We start from the raw sequence: 18,971 nt of genomic DNA, 5'->3' as shown, positions 1-18,971 counted from the left end.
TGACTTAACCGGGGCGTCTGAGGATTTTAAATTATGACTCTTGCTTAAGCGTTAACGGATTTCCCACTTTGCTGATTTTTGATCCAGTAACCAATACCCAGAATCACCAGCCAGACAGGGATCAGCCATACGGAGATCGCCATGCCAGGAGTGATCGCCATGATCACCAGAATCGCGGCCATAAACAGCAGGCAGATGTAGTTACCCACCGGATACAGCAACGCTTTGAACTTAGGTTCTACGCCTTCGCGACGCTTCGCCTGACGGAATTTCATGTGTGCCAGGCTGATCATCGCCCAGTTGATCACCAGGGCAGACACCACCAGCGCCATCAGCAAGCCAAACGCTTCGCCCGGCATCAGGTAGTTGATCAGAACGCACAGTGCGGTGGTGGCAGCAGAAACGAGGATGGAAGCCACCGGCACGCCACGTTTATCGACTTTCAGCAGGGCTTTTGGTGCATTTCCCTGACGGGCAAGGCCAAACAGCATGCGGCTGTTGCAGTAAACACAGCTGTTATAGACCGACAGCGCGGCTGTCAGAATGACGACGTTCAGGGCATTCGCCACCAGCGCATCACCCAGTTCATGGAAGATCAGCACGAACGGGCTGGTATCCGGTCCGACGCGGGTCCATGGCATCAGGGAAAGCAGGACAGCCAGTGAGCCCACATAGAAAATCAGGATGCGGTAGATAACCTGATTGGTCGCTTTCGGAATGCTGATTTCCGGATTATCCGCTTCAGCCGCAGTGATACCGACCAGCTCCAGACCACCGAAGGAGAACATGATGATCGCCATCATCATCACCAGCCCGGTCATGCCATGCGGCAGGAAACCGCCTTGCTCCCACAGGTTGCGCACTGTGGCTTGCGGACCTGCGGTGTCGCTGAACAGCAGCCAGCCGCCGAACAGAATCATCGCCACAACGGCGACCACTTTGATGATGGCAAACCAGAACTCCATCTCACCAAAGACTTTAACGTTAGTGAGGTTGATGGCGTTGATCAGCACAAAGAACGCGGCAGCAGAAACCCATGTCGGGATTTCCGGCCACCAGAATTGAATATATTTACCGACGGCGGTCAGTTCGGCCATGGCGACCAGAACGTACAACACCCAGTAGTTCCAGCCGGAAGCAAACCCGGCAAACCCGCCCCAGTATTTATAGGCGAAATGACTGAACGAACCGGCAACCGGCTCCTCAACGACCATTTCCCCTAACTGACGCATAATTAAAAAGGCAATAAAACCTGCGATCGCGTAACCGAGAATAATCCCCGGCCCCGCGGACTGAATGACGGAAGCGCTGCCCAGAAACAGCCCTGTACCGACGGCCCCACCTAGTGCAATCAACTGAATGTGACGGTTTTTGAGGCCGCGCTTCAGTTCATCGCCTTGTTGTTGATCAACCATTTACCTGTCCTCTGTCATTGGGGCAAAACCCCTAGCATTCTGCGTGTTAAAAAGAATGTAAGGCGATAATTACACTTTTTGTATTTATTTATTTACGGCTGGATTGTGCCTAAAAATCAGCATCATCTACCGTTGGGGGAAGAATAATGTTATGCGGAAAAGTTTGCACGGGGTTTATGCGTCATCTGCATAACAAATAATCAAATTGTCTGGAAATATGTTCTGGATCTTTAAAATGTGATCTCACGCAGCGCAAAAAATCTAAATGATAAAAATTTGTTAAATTGTGCGGGGTCGACGTATTTACTGGGTAGCCATATGGACACAAGGTGAATACTTTGTTACTTTACGGCCACGTTTTTTAAATTGGTATTACCAATTGACTCCGGCAACTTACAGAGTCGCTACTCGCAGAGAACCGCACATATATGGCTTACAGCAAAATCCGCCAGCCTAAGTTATCCGATGTGATCGAGCAGCAACTTGAGTTCCTGATCCTCGAAGGCACCTTGAGACCCGGGGAAAAGCTTCCGCCAGAGCGCGAACTGGCCAAACAGTTTGATGTATCGCGACCTTCTCTCAGAGAGGCAATCCAAAGCCTGGAAGGGAAGGGGCTACTCCTGCGCCGTCAGGGTGGTGGCACTTTCGTACAAAGTAACCTGTGGCAAAGCGTGAGTGACCCGCTGGCCGAGTTACTAGCCGACCATCCCGAATCACAATTCGATCTCCTTGAAACACGTCATGCCCTTGAAGGGATCGCTGCCTATTACGCAGCGCTTCGTGGCACAGAGGAAGATTTGCAGCGCATTCGCGATTGTCATGTGGTCATTCAGACCGCACAAGACAGCGGAGATCTGGACGCAGAAGCCGATGCGGTTATGCAGTATCAGGTCGCTGTAACAGAAGCAGCCCATAATGTGGTGCTGCTGCATCTGGTTCGCTGTATGGGGCCGATGCTCGAGAAGAACGTTCGACAGAACTTTGAATTGCTTTACTCACGCCGGGAAATGCTGGCAACGGTAAGCAACCACCGCGCCAGTATTTTCGAGGCGATTGTTGCACGGGAACCAGAAATAGCGCGTGCCGCATCACACCGTCACCTGGCGTTCATTGAAGAAGTTTTGCTGGATCTCAGCAGGGAACACACCCGGCGGGATCGGTCTTTACGACGGCTCCAGCAACGAAAAGATGAAAGTTAACCTTCAGGGTTAATTTTTAGAGCCTTCATTTGAGGGCTCGCGGCAACTACATGACGGGCCTGTCTTCGTGCGTTTTGTGACAACGAAGATCGTCTGAGAAAGAACGCAGGAAGACAGGCTCCAGTTAAACCAACGTATTAGAGACAGATAAGGAAAAGCACCATGTCAGAACGTGTAAATAATGACGTGGATCCGATCGAAACTCGCGACTGGCTACAAGCGATCGAATCGGTCATCCGTGAAGAAGGTGTTGAGCGTGCACAGTTCCTGATCGATCAGGTTCTCAGTGAAGCGCGTAAGGGCGGCGTGAGCGTCGCTGCTGGTGCAGCCAGCCGTAACTACGTCAATACCATCGCTGTTGAAGACGAACCTGAATACCCGGGTAACCTGGAGCTGGAACGTAACATTCGTACTGCTATCCGCTGGAACGCCATCATGACCGTTCTGCGTGCGTCCAAGAAAGACCTGGAACTCGGCGGCCACATGGCGTCCTTCCAGTCTTCTGCGACCGTGTACGAAGTGTGCTTCAACCACTTCTTCCGTGCGCGCAACGAGAAAGACGGCGGCGATCTGGTGTACTTCCAGGGCCACATCTCTCCGGGCGTGTACGCGCGTGCTTTCCTTGAAGGCCGCCTGACTGAAGACCAGATGAACAATTTCCGTCAGGAAGTTCACGGTCAGGGTCTGTCGTCTTATCCGCACCCTAAACTGATGCCTGAATTCTGGCAGTTCCCGACCGTATCCATGGGTCTGGGTCCGATCGGTGCCATCTATCAGGCGAAGTTCCTGAAATATCTGGAACACCGTGGTCTGAAAGACACCTCCGCGCAGCGCGTTTACGCGTTCCTGGGCGACGGTGAAATGGATGAGCCAGAATCCAAAGGGGCGATCACTATCGCGACCCGTGAGAAACTGGACAACCTGTGCTTCATCATCAACTGTAACTTACAGCGTCTTGATGGCCCGGTAACCGGTAACGGCAAAATCATCAACGAACTCGACGGCATCTTCTCAGGCGCTGGCTGGAACGTGATCAAAGTGATTTGGGGCAACCGTTGGGATGAACTGCTGCGTAAAGATACCAGCGGTAAACTGATCCAGCTGATGAACGAAACCGTGGACGGCGACTACCAGACCTTCAAGTCCCGCGACGGTAAATACGTTCGTGACCACTTCTTCGGCAAATACCCTGAAACCGCTGCGCTGGTCAAAGACATGACCGACGACGAAATCTGGGCGCTGAACCGTGGCGGCCATGATCCGAAGAAAGTCTTCGCTGCACTGAACAAAGCACAGAACACCAAAGGTCAGCCGACCGTTATCCTTGCGCATACCATTAAAGGTTATGGCATGGGCGACGCTGCCGAAGGTAAAAACATTGCTCACCAGGTGAAGAAAATGAACATGGATGGCGTGCGCTATATCCGTGATCGTTTCAGCGTGCCAGTGACCGATGAAAATCTGGAAAAACTGCCGTACATCACTCTGGATAAAGACTCTGCAGAATCCAAATACCTGCACGAACGTCGCGCTGCGCTGAAAGGCTACCTGCCGACCCGTCTGCCAAACTTCACGCAGAAGCTGGAAATGCCGAAACTGGAAGACTTCTCACAACTGCTGGAAGAGCAGAAGAAAGAGATCTCTACCACTATCGCGTTCGTCCGTGCCCTGAACGTGATGCTGAAAAACGACTCCATTAAAGACCGTCTGGTCCCGATTATCGCCGATGAAGCGCGTACTTTCGGTATGGAAGGTCTGTTCCGTCAGATTGGTATTTACAGCCCGAACGGCCAGCAATACACCCCGCAGGACCGTGAGCAGGTTGCTTACTATAAAGAAGACGAGAAAGGTCAGATCCTGCAGGAAGGTATCAACGAACTGGGTGCCGCGTCTTCATGGCTGGCCGCAGCGACGTCGTACAGCACCAACGATCTGCCAATGATCCCGTTCTACATCTACTACTCCATGTTCGGTTTCCAGCGTATCGGCGACCTGTGCTGGGCAGCGGGTGACCAACAGGCGCGTGGCTTCCTGATCGGCGGTACTTCAGGTCGTACTACCCTGAACGGCGAAGGTCTGCAGCACGAAGATGGTCACAGCCATATTCAGTCTCTGACTATCCCTAACTGTATTTCTTACGACCCGTCTTACGCGTACGAAGTGGCTGTCATCATGCATGACGGTCTGGTGCGTATGTACGGTGAAGCGCAGGAAAACATTTATTACTACATCACCACGCTGAACGAAAACTACCACATGCCAGCCATGCCGGAAGGCGCGGAAGAAGGCATCCGTAAGGGTATCTACAAGCTGGATACGCTGGAAGGCAGCAAAGGTAAAGTGCAGCTTCTGGGCTCCGGTTCTATCCTGCGTCACGTACGTGAAGCGGCTGAGATCCTGTCCAAAGACTACGGCGTCGGTTCTGACGTTTACAGCGTAACGTCCTTCACTGAACTGGCCCGTGACGGTCAGGACTGTGAGCGCTGGAACATGCTGCACCCGACTGAAACCCCACGCGTTCCGTACATCGCCCAGGTGATGAGCGACGCGCCAGCGGTGGCGTCTACTGACTACATGAAACTGTTTGCTGAACAGGTTCGTACTTACGTTCCGGCCAGCGATTATCGCGTACTGGGTACGGATGGCTTCGGTCGTTCAGACAGCCGCGAAAACCTGCGTCACCACTTCGAAGTGGATGCATCTTACGTTGTGGTTGCTGCGCTGGGTGAATTGGCTAAACGCGGCGAAATCGAAACGTCTGTAGTGGCTGAAGCCATTAAGAAATTCGATATCAACCCGGAAAAAGTTAACCCGCGTCTGGCATAAGAGGTAAAGACAGATGGCTATTGAAATTAACGTACCGGACATCGGTGCAGATGCAGTGGAAGTCACCGAAATTATGGTGAAGGTGGGCGATAAGGTTGAAGTTGAACAATCGCTGATCACCGTTGAAGGCGACAAAGCTTCTATGGAAGTGCCTTCTCCACAAGCTGGCGTGGTCAAAGAAATTAAAGTTGCGGTCGGCGATACCGTCGAAACCGGCAAACTGATCATGATCTTTGAAGCCGCTGACGGTGCTGCTGATGCAGCACCTGCGAAACAGGAAGCCAAAGCAGAAGCTAATGTTCAAGAGAGCGCTGCTGCTGCCCCTGCTTCCAGCGAAAGCAAAGAAGTGAACGTGCCTGATATCGGTGGCGACGAAGTTGAAGTCACTGAAATCATGGTCAAAGTAGGCGACACCGTTGAAGCAGAACAATCGCTGATCACCGTAGAAGGCGATAAAGCCTCTATGGAAGTCCCTGCGCCGTTCGCGGGTAAAGTGAAAGAAATCAAAATCGCTGCGGGCGACAAAGTCAGCACCGGTTCCCTGATCATGGTCTTCGAAGTGGCAGGTTCGGGTGCAGCCGCACCGGCCGCCGCTGCGGAAACTCAATCAGACGCGGCACCTGCGGCTCCGGCTCAGTCCGGCAGCAAAGAAGTGAACGTGCCTGATATCGGTGGCGACGAAGTTGAAGTCACTGAAATCATGGTGAAAGTCGGCGACAAAATCAGTGCAGAACAGTCACTGATCACCGTTGAAGGCGACAAAGCCTCAATGGAAGTCCCGGCACCGTTCGCGGGTACCGTGAAAGAAATCAAAATCGCTGCGGGCGACAAAGTCAGCACCGGCTCTCTGATCATGGTCTTCGAAGTAGAAGGCGCTGCGCCTGCTGCTCCGGCGGCTAAGAAAGAAGACGCGGCGGCGCCTGCGAAACAGGAACAAAAAGCGGCGGCTCCGGCAGTTGCTAAAGCTGAAAGCAAAGGCGAATTCGCTGAGAACGACGCTTACGTTCACGCCACGCCGGTTATCCGTCGTCTGGCCCGTGAATTCGGCGTTAACCTGGCGAAAGTGAAAGGGACGGGCCGTAAAGGTCGTATCCTGCGCGAAGACGTTCAGACTTACGTGAAAGACGCGGTCAAACGTGCAGAAGCCGCACCGGCTGCTGCCACGGGCGGCGGTCTGCCAGGCATGCTGCCTTGGCCGAAAGTGGACTTCAGCAAGTTTGGTGAGATTGAAGAAGTCGAACTGGGCCGTATCCAGAAAATCTCTGGTGCGAACCTGAGCCGTAACTGGGTAATGATCCCGCATGTTACGCACTTCGACAAAACCGATATCACTGAGCTGGAAGCGTTCCGTAAACAGCAGAACGATGAAGCCGCGAAACGTAAACTGGATGTGAAATTCACGCCAGTGGTCTTCATCATGAAAGCCGTTGCCGCTGCCCTTGAGCAGATGCCGCGCTTCAACAGTTCCCTGTCCGAAGACGGTCAGAAACTGACGCTGAAAAAATACATCAACATCGGTGTGGCGGTAGATACGCCAAACGGTCTGGTTGTTCCGGTCTTCAAAGACGTGAACAAGAAAGGCATCGCCGAGTTGTCCCGTGAGCTGATGGCGATCTCCAAAAAAGCCCGTGACGGTAAGCTGACTGCTGGCGAAATGCAGGGCGGTTGCTTCACTATCTCCAGCCTCGGTGGTATCGGGACGACCCACTTCGCGCCAATCGTTAATGCGCCGGAAGTGGCCATCCTCGGTGTTTCCAAGTCTGCCATTGAGCCAGTCTGGAATGGTAAAGAGTTCACACCGCGTCTGATGATGCCAATGTCGCTCTCCTTCGACCACCGTGTTATCGACGGTGCCGATGGTGCGCGCTTCATCACCATCATCAACAACGTGTTGTCTGACATTCGCCGTCTGGTGATGTAAGCGAAAAGCCGGCCAATCGGCCGGCTTTTTTCTGATAATCTCTTCATGCTGTTTGGGATTTTCGGGCGCTAAGCACAAATCGTATGCCGTTTGTTGTTTCAAATTTGTTAACAATTTTGTAAACTGCGGGCGGATAGAACGACCCGGTGGATGATGGGCGTTACGACATAAAAATGACGTCAGACCCGCCGGACATAAATTAAGAGGTCATGATGAGTACTGAAATTAAAACTCAGGTCGTGGTACTTGGGGCGGGCCCTGCGGGCTATTCTGCTGCTTTCCGTTGCGCTGATTTAGGTCTTGAAACCGTTCTGGTTGAGCGTTATTCCACGCTCGGTGGCGTGTGCCTGAACGTTGGCTGTATCCCTTCAAAAGCTCTGCTGCATGTCGCGAAAGTGATCTCTGAAGCAAAAGCACTGGCAGAACACGGTATTGTTTTCGGCGAGCCGAAAACTGACATCGATAAAGTGCGTGTCTGGAAAGAAAAAGTCATTAACCAGCTGACCGGTGGTCTGGCAGGGATGGCGAAAGGCCGTAAAGTCAAAGTCGTGAATGGCCTGGGCAAATTTACTGGCGCGAATACTCTGGTTGTTGAAGGCGAAAATGGTCCGACGACCATCACTTTCGACAATGCCATCATTGCGGCGGGTTCCCGTCCAATCAAACTGCCATTTATTCCACATGATGACCCGCGTGTCTGGGACTCCACCGATGCACTGGAGCTGAAAAGCGTTCCTGAGCGTCTGCTGGTAATGGGCGGCGGTATCATCGGTCTGGAAATGGGCACCGTTTATCACGCGCTGGGTTCTCAGATTGACGTGGTAGAAATGTTCGATCAGGTGATCCCTGCGGCTGATAAAGACGTGGTGAAAGTGTTCACCAAGAAAATCAGCAAGCAATTCAACCTGATGCTCGAAACCAAAGTGACCGCGGTAGAAGCCAAAGAAGATGGCATCTACGTCACAATGGAAGGCAAGAAAGCCCCTGCAGAACCACAGCGTTATGACGCCGTGCTGGTGGCAATCGGCCGTGTACCTAACGGTAAACTGCTGGAAGCGGGCGCTGCAGGCATTGAAGTTGACGACCGTGGTTTCATCCACGTCGACAAACAAATGCGCACCAACGTGCCGCACATCTTTGCTATCGGCGACATCGTCGGTCAGCCAATGCTGGCGCACAAAGGTGTTCACGAAGGCCATGTGGCTGCCGAAGTTATCTCCGGCAAGAAACACTACTTCGATCCGAAAGTCATTCCATCCATTGCCTACACTGAGCCAGAAGTTGCCTGGGTTGGCCTGACTGAGAAAGAAGCGAAAGAAAAAGGCATCAGCTACGAAACCGCCACCTTCCCGTGGGCAGCTTCCGGCCGTGCTATCGCTTCCGACTGCGCAGACGGCATGACCAAACTGATCTTCGACAAAGAATCTCACCGTGTTATCGGTGGTGCGATTGTCGGCACCAACGGCGGCGAGCTGCTGGGCGAAATCGGTCTGGCGATCGAAATGGGTTGTGATGCAGAAGATATCGCGCTGACCATCCATGCTCACCCGACTCTGCATGAGTCCGTGGGTCTGGCAGCAGAAATCTACGAAGGCAGCATTACCGACCTGCCAAACCCGAAAGCGAAGAAAAAATAATTTTCTCCTTTGCTGATAAACGCCTCTCCGGAGGCGTTTTTTTTGCCTTTTTTCCTCTGTGGCACACTCCATACCTGTTCTCATTTATCTCATTACATCCTCATTCATTTATTTTCTTTACCTCAATGCAGTCGATAAAATAATGTGAGGTGATGTGATTTCCGGAAATAAATACCTCTGTTTAAAGTAAGTGCATATCGCCCTTCCTGATGAAAGGAACGGGTGGGATCTGTTTACTTTTAATCTCAGGTATTTTTTCATGAATAAGCGTAATTCTTTTATTTTACTTCTCGGCACCGTGCTGTGCTTAAGCCATTCAGTCGCTCATGCTGAGGATGGTACCATTAATTTCACCGGACAAATTGTTGCCACCACGTGCGATGTGAATGGCGGAACGACCGATGCCATTAATGTGGATTTAGGCACAGTCGCCGCGACCTCTTTTACAGCAGCCGGGGACACATCTTCTCCGACGTCGTTTACGATTTCACTCAGCAACTGCCCGACAACATTCACGGCGGCTGCCGTTAAATTTGATGGCACAGCGGATGCGGTCGATAACGAGTTGCTGGAAGTCACCGGCGGGGCAACCGGCGTCGGCATTGAAATTGCGGACAATCAGGGAACGCAAATTCCGCTCTACACCGCGTCACGTTTTTATCCTATTGATGCCACCGCCGCAGGCGTGGATATGAACTTTATCGCCCGCTACAAAAGCACGGCAGCAACTGTGGGTGAAGGCGAGGCGAACGCAACCTCTCAGTTCACCATCAATTATCAATAATAAAAACCAAAAAATAACCTCAGCGTAATCTCATTAAACTGGCAAGGATGCCAGACCTTCAGACGTGGATGTCTTTTATTTTTATTGACGGAAATATGAGAGGAAAATATGCGGCTTCTTTTTATGATGTTATCAGGTATGTTATTTATTATTTTTTCTGCGCCTCCAGTTTATGCCGGTGTGATTACCGAAGCGACGCGGGTGATATATCCGGGTAATAAAAAAGAAGCCTCTCTGACCGTCAGTAATCAGGGTAAACAGGCCGAACCTTATCTGATCCAGTCCTGGGTTGATAATAACGGGCCTGACGGGCTGCAAAAATCCTCTGTTACGCCTCCCTTTGTAGTGACACCGCCTTTATTTCGTCTGAATGCCGGAGAGGATAACAGTCTGCGCATTATCCGCACCGGCGGCATATTACCCGAGGATCGTGAATCCCTGTTCTGGCTAAATATCAAAGCCATTCCCCGTCTGCCTGAAAACGCCCCTGCCGGTTTATTGCAAATCGTGGTGAAGACCCGTCTCAAACTTTTTTACCGGCCAGCGGCGTTGCTCACCCCCGCAGGCCAAAGCGCCTGGCGGCAGCTGCAATTCAGCCGTCAGGCGGGGCAACTGCGGGTGACCAATCCCACGCCTTTCTACTTCACCTTTTTTAAACTGAAAACCGGCAGCAGCGCCGTGGCAACGGGTAACACCATGGTGCCGCCCTTTGGGCAAGCCACTTATCCCTGGCCGGCAGGTGCGGCAGGGAATGACGTCAGCTGGCAGGTGGTGAATGATTATGGCGGTGCCAGTTCAGTGGAAAAAACCCGGCTGCGCTGAGGCATGTTATGAAGAAAAATCATGTCGTTACGCCCCGGTCCTATTTTGCATTGCGGTCATGGCTGCTGGTGAGTTGTGCGCTGGGTATCGCAGAAGCCTGCGCGGATGACCGCTTCAATGTGCAGGCGCTGGAAATAGAACATCCCGGCGGGCCGGTGGATGTGTCGCAATTCTCCCGCGCAGGCGGGCAGACGCCGGGTGTCTATCGGGTGGATGTGCTGGTCAACAATGTGCTGAAAGGAAGGCAGGATGTGACGTTTATCGCCATGAAGGATAAGACGCTTTCCCCGCTTTTTATCCCGGCAGAATGGCAGACTCTGGGGCTGAGAACCGGCAGCATCCCGGCATTACGCGACTGGCCTGCACAAAAACCGGTGGGGGATTTCGCCACCCTGATGCCCGGCGTGGTGGGCCATTTTGATTTTTCCCATCAGAAATTACTGATCACCATCCCTCAGGAATTACTCGACACGCTGGCAAGAGGGGCGGTCAGTCCGGAATTATGGGATGAAGGCGCACCGGCCTTGCTGCTCAACTACAACCTCAGCGGCGCCCGTACCTGGCAAAACGCGGGCGGCAGTGACCAGAACCAGTTTCTGAGCCTGAGAAGTGGCGCTAACTGGGGCGGATGGCGGCTGCGCAACTACAGCACATGGCGTTACAGCCGCAACATTGACGGACAATCACAGCAGGACTGGGACTCGGCATACAGTTTCCTCCAGCGAGACGTGCCGGTGATCAAAGGGCAGTTTATCGCCGGGGAGAGCACCACCCCGGCGGATATCTTTGACAGCTTTACCTTTCGCGGCGTGCAGGTATTTTCCGATGACAATATGTTGCCGGACAGCCTGCGCGGTTATGCGCCGGTGATCCGTGGCATTGCCAGAAGCAATGCGCAGGTGACGATTAAACAAAGCGGTATAGTGATCTACCAGACGTATGTGCCGCCGGGTGCCTTCAGCATTAATGATTTGTACCCGACGTCAGCGTCCGGCGATCTGGATATCACGGTCCGGGAAAGCAATGGGGAGGAGCGTCATTTCATACAAGCTTTTTCTGCCATCCCGATCATGCAACGTGAGGGCCGGTTGAAATACGCCCTGACGTTGGGGAAATACCGGGCGTATCAGTACGGTGGGGATGAACCGGGTTTTGTACAGGGATCACTGATTTACGGTCTGGGCTATGGCGTCACGCTGTTTGGCGGCAGTCAGGTGGCGGAAAACTACCACGCCGCGAATGCCGGTATGGGCAGCATGATCGGGGATCTCGGTTCTGTGTCGCTGGATACCACCTTTGCTGACAGCGAACTGACCGGCAATCACACCGCGCGCGGGCAGGCGTTCCGGCTGCAATATGCCAAAAGTGTGGCGGCTACCGGCTCGACGCTGTCGCTGGCGGGGATCCGCTATCGCGGTGATTTTTATCATTTCGGCGAGGCCGGTAACAGGCTGCAGGATGACAGTAATAACCTGTATTACGGTGCGCCGCAGGAACAATATCGTCTGAATCTGACGCAGTCGCTGAACGGCGGAATGTGGGGATCATTGTCGCTTTCTTACTATCAGCAAAAATACCGCCAGTCGCAGTTCAACCAGCGCAGTCTGGGCCTCAGTTATAACGTCAATATTGCCAGTATTGATTACGCCCTGTCAGTGACGGATAACCGAAGCTATGGCATGGAGAGCGATAAACAGATCGCCTTCAATGTCAGTATCCCTCTCGGCCGCTGGCTGCCGAATGCCCGTGCCACTTTCAATGTAAACAGTGCCGATCATGGCCGGACGCTTTATCAGGCGGGCGTCAATGGCATGCTTCTTGAGGATAACAATCTTTCTTACGCGGTCAGTGAAGGCTATGGCACCGACGGACAGGGAAACAGCGGCAGTGCCAGCCTGAATTATCTGGGCAGCGCCGCCCAGCTCAGCGGAGGTTACAACTATAACCAGGACACCCATCAGATCAATTACGGCTGGCAGGGCGCCATCGTCGCCCATCCGTTCGGCGTCACGTTCTCGCAACCGCTGGTGAGTGATGTCTCGGCGATTGCGATTGTCCGTGCACCGGGCGCGGCGGGGGTAAAACTGCAAAATAATACCGGGGTTTATACCGACTGGCGCGGTTATGCGGTAGTGAATTATCTCAGCCCTTACAAGCGCACCCGCGTGGCGCTGGATACCACCTCGCTGGATGAAAATATCGATATCGATGACAACGTGTTGTCAGTGGTGCCGACGTCCGGTGCCGTGGTGATGGCCTCGTTTACCACGCGCGCTGGCAACCGGTTATTACTCACCCTGACCTATAACGGACAACCCGTACCTTTCGGCGCAGAAGCTTTTGCCGTGGGCGATGAACGCAACCGCGTCATTGTGGGCGAAAAGGGACAGGTGTATCTCAGTGGTTTGCCGGAGCAGGGGCGTATCCGGGTGATATGGGGCGGAGGGCAATGCGACGCGCCGTTTGCCTTCTCCGGTGCCGAAAAGGCGGCGGTCTCTCAGGCCAGCAGCGTATGTCGATGAGGCGTTTTATGAAAATAATGATACTGCTTGTCTGTCTTATCCTTTTTCCCAGCAAATTATGGGCGGCCTGCTCGACTTCTCCGGCCATGCCGCAGTCCTGGGATTTAAGTTCACTGGCGGTAACATCCTCTCTGCCTGTTGGGGCTGATATTCCCGGAAGTCAGCATACTTTCAATGTGAGCGGTACTTGCGGTACCAACGGGAGCAACGAACTCTCCGGCGACCCGGTCATCGCCTGTTACTACGGAACGGGTACAGAAATTTCGGGTTTCCCCGGTGTTTACTCCACCGGCGTTGAAGGGATCGGTATTGCCCTGACTAACTCCAGCGGACAACGTGTGGTAGGCGGCGGGGTAAGCTGCGATACGCGTAACACATCATTGGGTAGCCTTGACGGCAGTCTCAGCTATCAGATAGCTGTGACGTTATCATTAGTCAAAACCGCCAATGACATTGCGGATACGGCACTGGAGCAAAGCCAGACCCGTTTCGGACTGGGGGTGTATGGCAAATCAGGCATCGGGGGCGGGGGTGCCAACACACTCTCTTACACAGGCAATATCAATATCAGAACCGAAAGCTGTGATGTGCTGAATAACACCATTAATGTGTCTCTGGGTACGGTCTGGCCCGGGTTGTTTTCCAGTGCCTCCGCGGGCGGCGTCACGCCGGAAGTGCCCTTTAGCGTTGAACTCAATTGCGATGCCGGGGCGAATGTGAATATCCGTATCGACGGCACCGCCGATAATTCACAGGCTGCGGGAGTGATCGAAATCAGCAGCGGCGCAGAAGGGCAGGCAACCGGCGTCGGGATCCAGATACTCAAAGGCGATACGTCGCCGGTGATCCTCGGACAACAATGGGCAGTGACACCTTCTGCCAGCGAAGGAAGCCTGAGTATTCCCTTTTTCGCCCGCTACTATCTCAACGGACAAACACTCAGCAGCGGTGCAGCGAACGGCACGGCGACATTTACCATGATTTATTACTGAAAAAGGTCGCCCCGGAAGGCGACCTTTAGCGTTACTTGTTCCGGGAGAGCACGTTGATATGAACATTCACGTGTGAGACTGACCACCCGCTATTGCCCGTGTTCAACGAATTTCCCAGTACAACGAGCAGGATACAAATTGACGTCCTTTTCATTGCGTGATTCCTGTAACGGACCACGACCACCGGCATCTCATCGGGAAAATAGCAGTGAAACAAGCGCTTGGTAGCGCCTGAACCGCAGTACTCATGAACCCGCTTCCTGAAGCCCGGTGACCGGCTGCTAGGCCGGCGAAGCAGCCCGTAGAGATCTTATCGCAAAATATGGGAGCCCGAAGGATTGCAGCATATTCCTGGAAAGCATCTCGCAAAGTCATTTTTTCGGATTGCTTTTCACTCACTTTCTGTTCAAGATGCATTCGCTTGGTAGCGCTTTATTGTTTCAAATGCACTCTCTTCCTGGTGACTGCTAGCACCACGAAGATACAAATCGACCGTCCTTTTGGGCGGTTTTTTTGTGTCTTTTTTCTGCGTTTCCCGTCATTTATTCCCTTGTGCGGGCAGGGTTGTTGTGATGATCTAGAGGGCGAATTGGGATGAACAGCCGATCCGTCTGTGCTCAACGATTCAGCAAAGATTTAATGTTGCTTTTATGTGAACGAATTAACAAGCGGGCAAAATCCTGCTATGCTGCCCGGGCGCTAAAGGGCACTGTGCTCAGGTTCAGGACGTATCGTTTCAGACCAAGAAACCCCCATACCCGCAGTGTCCCCGATTCATCAGACCGGTTGAATTCCCCTGTCCCTACAGGCATGACGCGAGGCTGATGATGGAAGCCAGGCATAATAAATGACAATGAGAGCGAGGAGAAAGTCGTGCTAGAAGAATACCGTAAGCACGTAGCCGAGCGTGCTGCAGAGGGCATCGTCCCTAAGCCACTTGATGCTTCACAGATGGCAGCGTTGGTTGAGTCCCTGAAGAATCCGCCGCAAGGCGAAGAAGACACTCTGTTAGACCTGCTGATTAACCGTGTTCCACCGGGCGTCGACGAAGCCGCCTATGTTAAAGCCGGGTTCCTGGCCGCAGTCGCCAAAGGCGAAACTACCTCCCCGTTGGTCACTCCTGAAAAAGCCGTTGAACTGCTGGGCACCATGCAGGGCGGTTACAACATTCACCCGCTGATCGACGCACTGGATAGCGACACGCTGGCGCCTATCGCGGCGAAAGCGCTGTCTCATACGCTGCTGATGTTTGATAACTTCTACGATGTGGAAGAAAAAGCGCATGCGGGCAACGAACACGCGAAAAAAATCCTGCAATCGTGGGCCGATGCCGAATGGTATCTGTCACGTCCGCAACTGGCTGAAAAAATCACCGTCACTGTGTTTAAAGTGACCGGCGAAACCAATACCGATGATTTGTCACCGGCTCCGGATGCCTGGTCCCGTCCAGATATTCCGCTGCACGCGCTGGCTATGCTGAAAAATGAACGCGAAGGCATTCATCCGGATCAACCGGGCAGCGTCGGTCCGATCAAACAGATCGAAGAACTGAACAAAAAAGGCTTCCCGCTGGCCTATGTCGGTGACGTTGTCGGTACCGGTTCATCCCGTAAATCGGCCACCAACTCCGTGCTGTGGTTCATGGGCGATGACATTCCTCATGTGCCGAACAAACGCGGCGGCGGTGTGGTGCTCGGCGGTAAAATCGCGCCAATCTTCTTCAATACCATGGAAGATGCCGGTGCGTTGCCGATCGAAGTGGATGTGTCTGACCTGAATATGGGCGATGTTATCGACATCTATCCGTACAAAGGCGAAGTGCGTAACCACGAAACCAATGACGTGATCGCCACCTTCGAACTGAAAACTGACGTGCTGCTCGATGAAGTGCGCGCAGGCGGTCGTATTCCGCTGATCATCGGCCGTGGTTTAACCACCAAAGCCCGTGAGTCGCTGAAACTGCCACAGAGCGAAGTGTTCCGCATTGCGAAACCTGTCGCGGCAAGCACCAAAGGTTTCTCGCTGGCGCAGAAAATGGTGGGCCGCGCCTGTGGCGTTGCCGGTATTCGTCCGAACGAATATTGCGAACCAAAAATGACGTCTGTCGGTTCTCAGGACACCACCGGTCCGATGACCCGTGATGAACTGAAAGACCTGGCGTGTCTGGGCTTCTCTGCCGATCTGGTGATGCAGTCATTCTGTCATACCGCCGCGTATCCTAAGCCGGTTGACGTGACCACGCACCACACGCTGCCTGATTTCATCATGAACCGTGGCGGTGTTTCACTGCGTCCGGGCGATGGCATCATTCACTCATGGCTGAACCGTATGCTGCTGCCGGACACTGTCGGCACTGGCGGTGACTCCCATACCCGTTTCCCGATCGGGATTTCCTTCCCTGCGGGTTCCGGTCTGGTGGCGTTTGCTGCGGCGACCGGCGTGATGCCGCTTGATATGCCGGAATCCGTTCTGGTGCGTTTCAAAGGCAAAATGCAACCGGGCATCACCCTGCGTGATCTGGTGCATGCGATCCCTTACTACGCGATCAAAGAAGGCCATCTGACCGTTGAGAAAAAAGGTAAGAAAAACCTGTTCTCCGGCCGGATTCTGGAAATCGAAGGCTTGCCGGAACTGAAAGTCGAACAGGCATTTGAACTGGCGGATGCGTCCGCAGAACGTTCAGCGGCAGGTTGTACGATCAAACTGGATCAGGCGCCGATCAAAGAATACCTCAACTCTAACATCGTGCTGCTGAAGTGGATGATCTCTGAAGGTTACGGCGATCGTCGTACCATCGAGCGTCGTATCAAGGGCATGGAAGAGTGGCTGGCGAACCCGAACCTGCTGGAAGCCGATGCCGATGCCGAATATGCAGCGATCATCGAAATCGATCTGGCGGACATCAAAGAGCCAATTCTTTGTGCGCCGAACGATCCGGATGATGCGCGTCTGCTGTCTTCCGTGCAGAACAGCAAAATTGACGAAGTGTTCATCGGTTCGTGCATGACCAACATCGGTCACTTCCGCGCAGCCGGTAAACTGCTCGACAGCCATAAAGGCGCGTTGCCAACCCGTTTATGGGTTGCGCCACCGACCAAAATGGATGCGGCTCAGCTGACCGAAGAGGGCTATTACAGCGTCTTTGGTAAGAGCGGTGCGCGTGTCGAAATTCCGGGCTGTTCACTGTGCATGGGTAACCAGGCGCGTGTGGCCGACGGTTCTACCGTGGTTTCCACGTCAACGCGTAACTTCCCGAACCGCCTGGGTAACGGTGCCAATGTCTATCTGGCCTCCGCAGAACTGGCGGCGGTCGCGTCACTGCTGGGTCGCCTGCCAACGCCGGAAGAATATCTCGGCTATATGGCTGAAGTGGACAAGACAGCGGCGGATACTTACCGTTATCTGAACTTCGACAAGCTGAGTGAATATACCGATAAAGCTGACGGCGTGATCTTCCAAACCGCAGTCTAAATCGTTATATTTGCGCCAGTGTTGAAAAGGGAGCTTCGGCTCCCTTTTTTATTGTGATTTTTCCAGAGGACTGCACCATGGATTACGATTTTTTGCGCGACATCACCGGTGAGGTCAAAGTGCGTTTCTCGATGGGCCATGAAGTGCTTGGTCACTGGCTGAATGAAGAGGTGAAGGGCGATCTGAGCGTACTCGATAATGTCGAAGCCGCGCTGAGCGAACTGAAAGGCAGCGAGCGCCAGACGCAAATGGTCGGCCATGAATACACGCTGTTGTTAGCCGACGATGAAGTGATGATCCGCGCCAATCAGCTGGATTTCGACGGTGATGAGATTGAAGAAGGCATGAGTTATTACGATGAAGAGAGTCTGGCGTTTTGCGGCGTCGAGGACTTTCTGCAAGTCCTCGCCAAATACCGTGCTTTCGTGACGACCTATCGCTAAAACTTATTTACCCCGCGAGGCGGTCCAGCACAGCAGCGAACCGCCGACCACCATCAGCACGCCCGGCCAGAAACTCGCGCCCGGCAGCGTGTGCAGCCATAACCCGGCAATCAGAATCGATGACAGCGGCGTGAAGTACGACAACGCGGCCACCAGCGTCGCATTGCCTTTTTTCATCGCGATATCCCAGCACTGATACGAAATGGCCGTCACCGCGCCCATTGCCAGCAGTTCAAGAATCGCCGGTAATCTCAGGCTGATGCGGTTCGATGAATAGGTAAAGTACAGCACCCACAGCACGGCACCGGTCGCCAGCAGAAACAACGGCAGCACGCCTTTGCCTTTACACAATACCCGCACCAGATTGGAATACAGCGCCCATGAAACGGCCGCGCCCAGCGCCAGACTGTAGGCCACCGGATTACCCCGTACATTACGCAGCAGCTGATGCATATCCAGCCCGTGACCGCCGCTGATCGCCCACAACACACCGGCAAACGCCAGCACCACGCCCGGCCAGATCCACCAGCGTACGCGCAATTTCAGCAGCGGTACCGCAAACAGCAGCGTCAGACTCGGCCACAAATAATTAATCAACCCGAGTTCCAGCGTTTGCTGCCGGGTATGCGCCAGACCAATCGCCAGCGAAAACGCCACCATATAAAAGATAAATAACAGGCCGCAGATGATCAGATAGGCCGCAGATTCGCCGCGCAACGTTGGCTTGCCGCCGACCATCCACACCATAATTCCGCTGACAGTATAAATAGACGCGGCCGCACCAAAAGGCCCCAGAGATTCGGACAAACTGCGGGTGAGCGCCACGCTCATGCTCCACAATAAAATGGCGAGAACGCCAGACAGCGTTGCAAAACGATCCATATGAAAGGTAAGCCTCTGGAAAAGGAGGCTTTTAAGATAAGCGATTGTTCCGGTTAT

Annotated in this window: 12 protein-coding genes; 10 read left to right on the top strand and 2 right to left on the bottom strand. The window is 53.4% G+C overall.

Translation table 11 applies throughout. The annotated features are described in order from the left end of the window. Positions 1-44: 44 nt before the first annotated feature. Positions 45-1,415, bottom strand: a complete 1,371-nt coding sequence (gene aroP, locus J9880_RS04055; RefSeq protein WP_232770116.1) for an aromatic amino acid transporter AroP — start codon at positions 1,413-1,415, stop codon at positions 45-47. 428 nt (positions 1,416-1,843) lie between these two features. On the opposite strand from aroP, the gene pdhR reads away from it, so the two are divergent. The 10 genes from pdhR (at position 1,844) to yacL (ending at position 18,032) form a co-directional block, all read left to right on the top strand. Next, entirely contained in the window at positions 1,844-2,614 is a 771-nt protein-coding gene (gene pdhR, locus J9880_RS04050; protein ID WP_013576986.1) for a pyruvate dehydrogenase complex transcriptional repressor PdhR, read from the top strand. A gap of 162 nt (positions 2,615-2,776) precedes the next feature. Further along, entirely contained in the window at positions 2,777-5,440 is a 2,664-nt protein-coding gene (gene aceE / locus J9880_RS04045; protein ID WP_095924670.1) for a pyruvate dehydrogenase (acetyl-transferring), homodimeric type, read from the top strand. Between the two features lie 13 nt (positions 5,441-5,453). Continuing rightward, positions 5,454-7,361, top strand: a complete 1,908-nt coding sequence (gene aceF, locus J9880_RS04040; RefSeq protein ID WP_119827072.1) for a pyruvate dehydrogenase complex dihydrolipoyllysine-residue acetyltransferase — start codon at positions 5,454-5,456, stop codon at positions 7,359-7,361. Between the two features lie 212 nt (positions 7,362-7,573). Then, positions 7,574-8,998, top strand: coding sequence for a dihydrolipoyl dehydrogenase (lpdA, locus tag J9880_RS04035; protein WP_162928680.1), 1,425 nt, complete (start codon positions 7,574-7,576; stop codon positions 8,996-8,998). 259 nt (positions 8,999-9,257) lie between these two features. Next, positions 9,258-9,782, top strand: a complete 525-nt coding sequence (locus J9880_RS04030; RefSeq protein WP_095924673.1) for a fimbrial protein — start codon at positions 9,258-9,260, stop codon at positions 9,780-9,782. Positions 9,783-9,905: 123 nt separating this feature from the next. Then, the gene (locus J9880_RS04025; protein ID WP_095924674.1) at positions 9,906-10,604 is read left to right on the top strand and encodes a fimbrial biogenesis chaperone; all 699 of its coding nucleotides are present in this window, start codon (positions 9,906-9,908) and stop codon (positions 10,602-10,604) included. Between the two features lie 8 nt (positions 10,605-10,612). Next, on the top strand, positions 10,613-13,126 hold the full coding sequence (locus J9880_RS04020; protein WP_232770115.1) for a fimbria/pilus outer membrane usher protein: 2,514 nt from the start codon (positions 10,613-10,615) through the stop codon (positions 13,124-13,126). 8 nt (positions 13,127-13,134) lie between these two features. After that, positions 13,135-14,118: a fimbrial protein gene (locus J9880_RS04015; RefSeq protein WP_229920922.1), complete on the top strand. Its 984-nt coding sequence runs from the start codon at positions 13,135-13,137 to the stop codon at positions 14,116-14,118. 873 nt (positions 14,119-14,991) lie between these two features. After that, positions 14,992-17,589 carry a bifunctional aconitate hydratase 2/2-methylisocitrate dehydratase gene (acnB, locus tag J9880_RS04010; protein WP_119827069.1) on the top strand — a complete coding sequence of 866 codons (2,598 nt, stop codon included), beginning with the start codon at positions 14,992-14,994 and terminating at the stop codon, positions 17,587-17,589. 77 nt (positions 17,590-17,666) lie between these two features. Further along, on the top strand, positions 17,667-18,032 hold the full coding sequence (yacL, locus tag J9880_RS04005; RefSeq protein ID WP_095924677.1) for a protein YacL: 366 nt from the start codon (positions 17,667-17,669) through the stop codon (positions 18,030-18,032). A 3-nt stretch (positions 18,033-18,035) separates the two neighbouring features. Here the strand turns inward: yacL and yddG are convergent, their stop codons facing one another. Further along, positions 18,036-18,914, bottom strand: a complete 879-nt coding sequence (yddG, locus tag J9880_RS04000; protein ID WP_095924678.1) for an aromatic amino acid DMT transporter YddG — start codon at positions 18,912-18,914, stop codon at positions 18,036-18,038. Positions 18,915-18,971: the final 57 nt, after the last annotated feature.

Origin of the sequence: Rahnella victoriana (assembly GCF_021276285.1) — a bacterium.
Taxonomy (GTDB): Bacteria; Pseudomonadota; Gammaproteobacteria; order Enterobacterales; family Enterobacteriaceae; genus Rahnella; species Rahnella victoriana.
The sequence above is the reverse complement of the archived record's forward strand: the minus strand, read 5'-3'. Positions and strand labels throughout refer to the sequence as shown.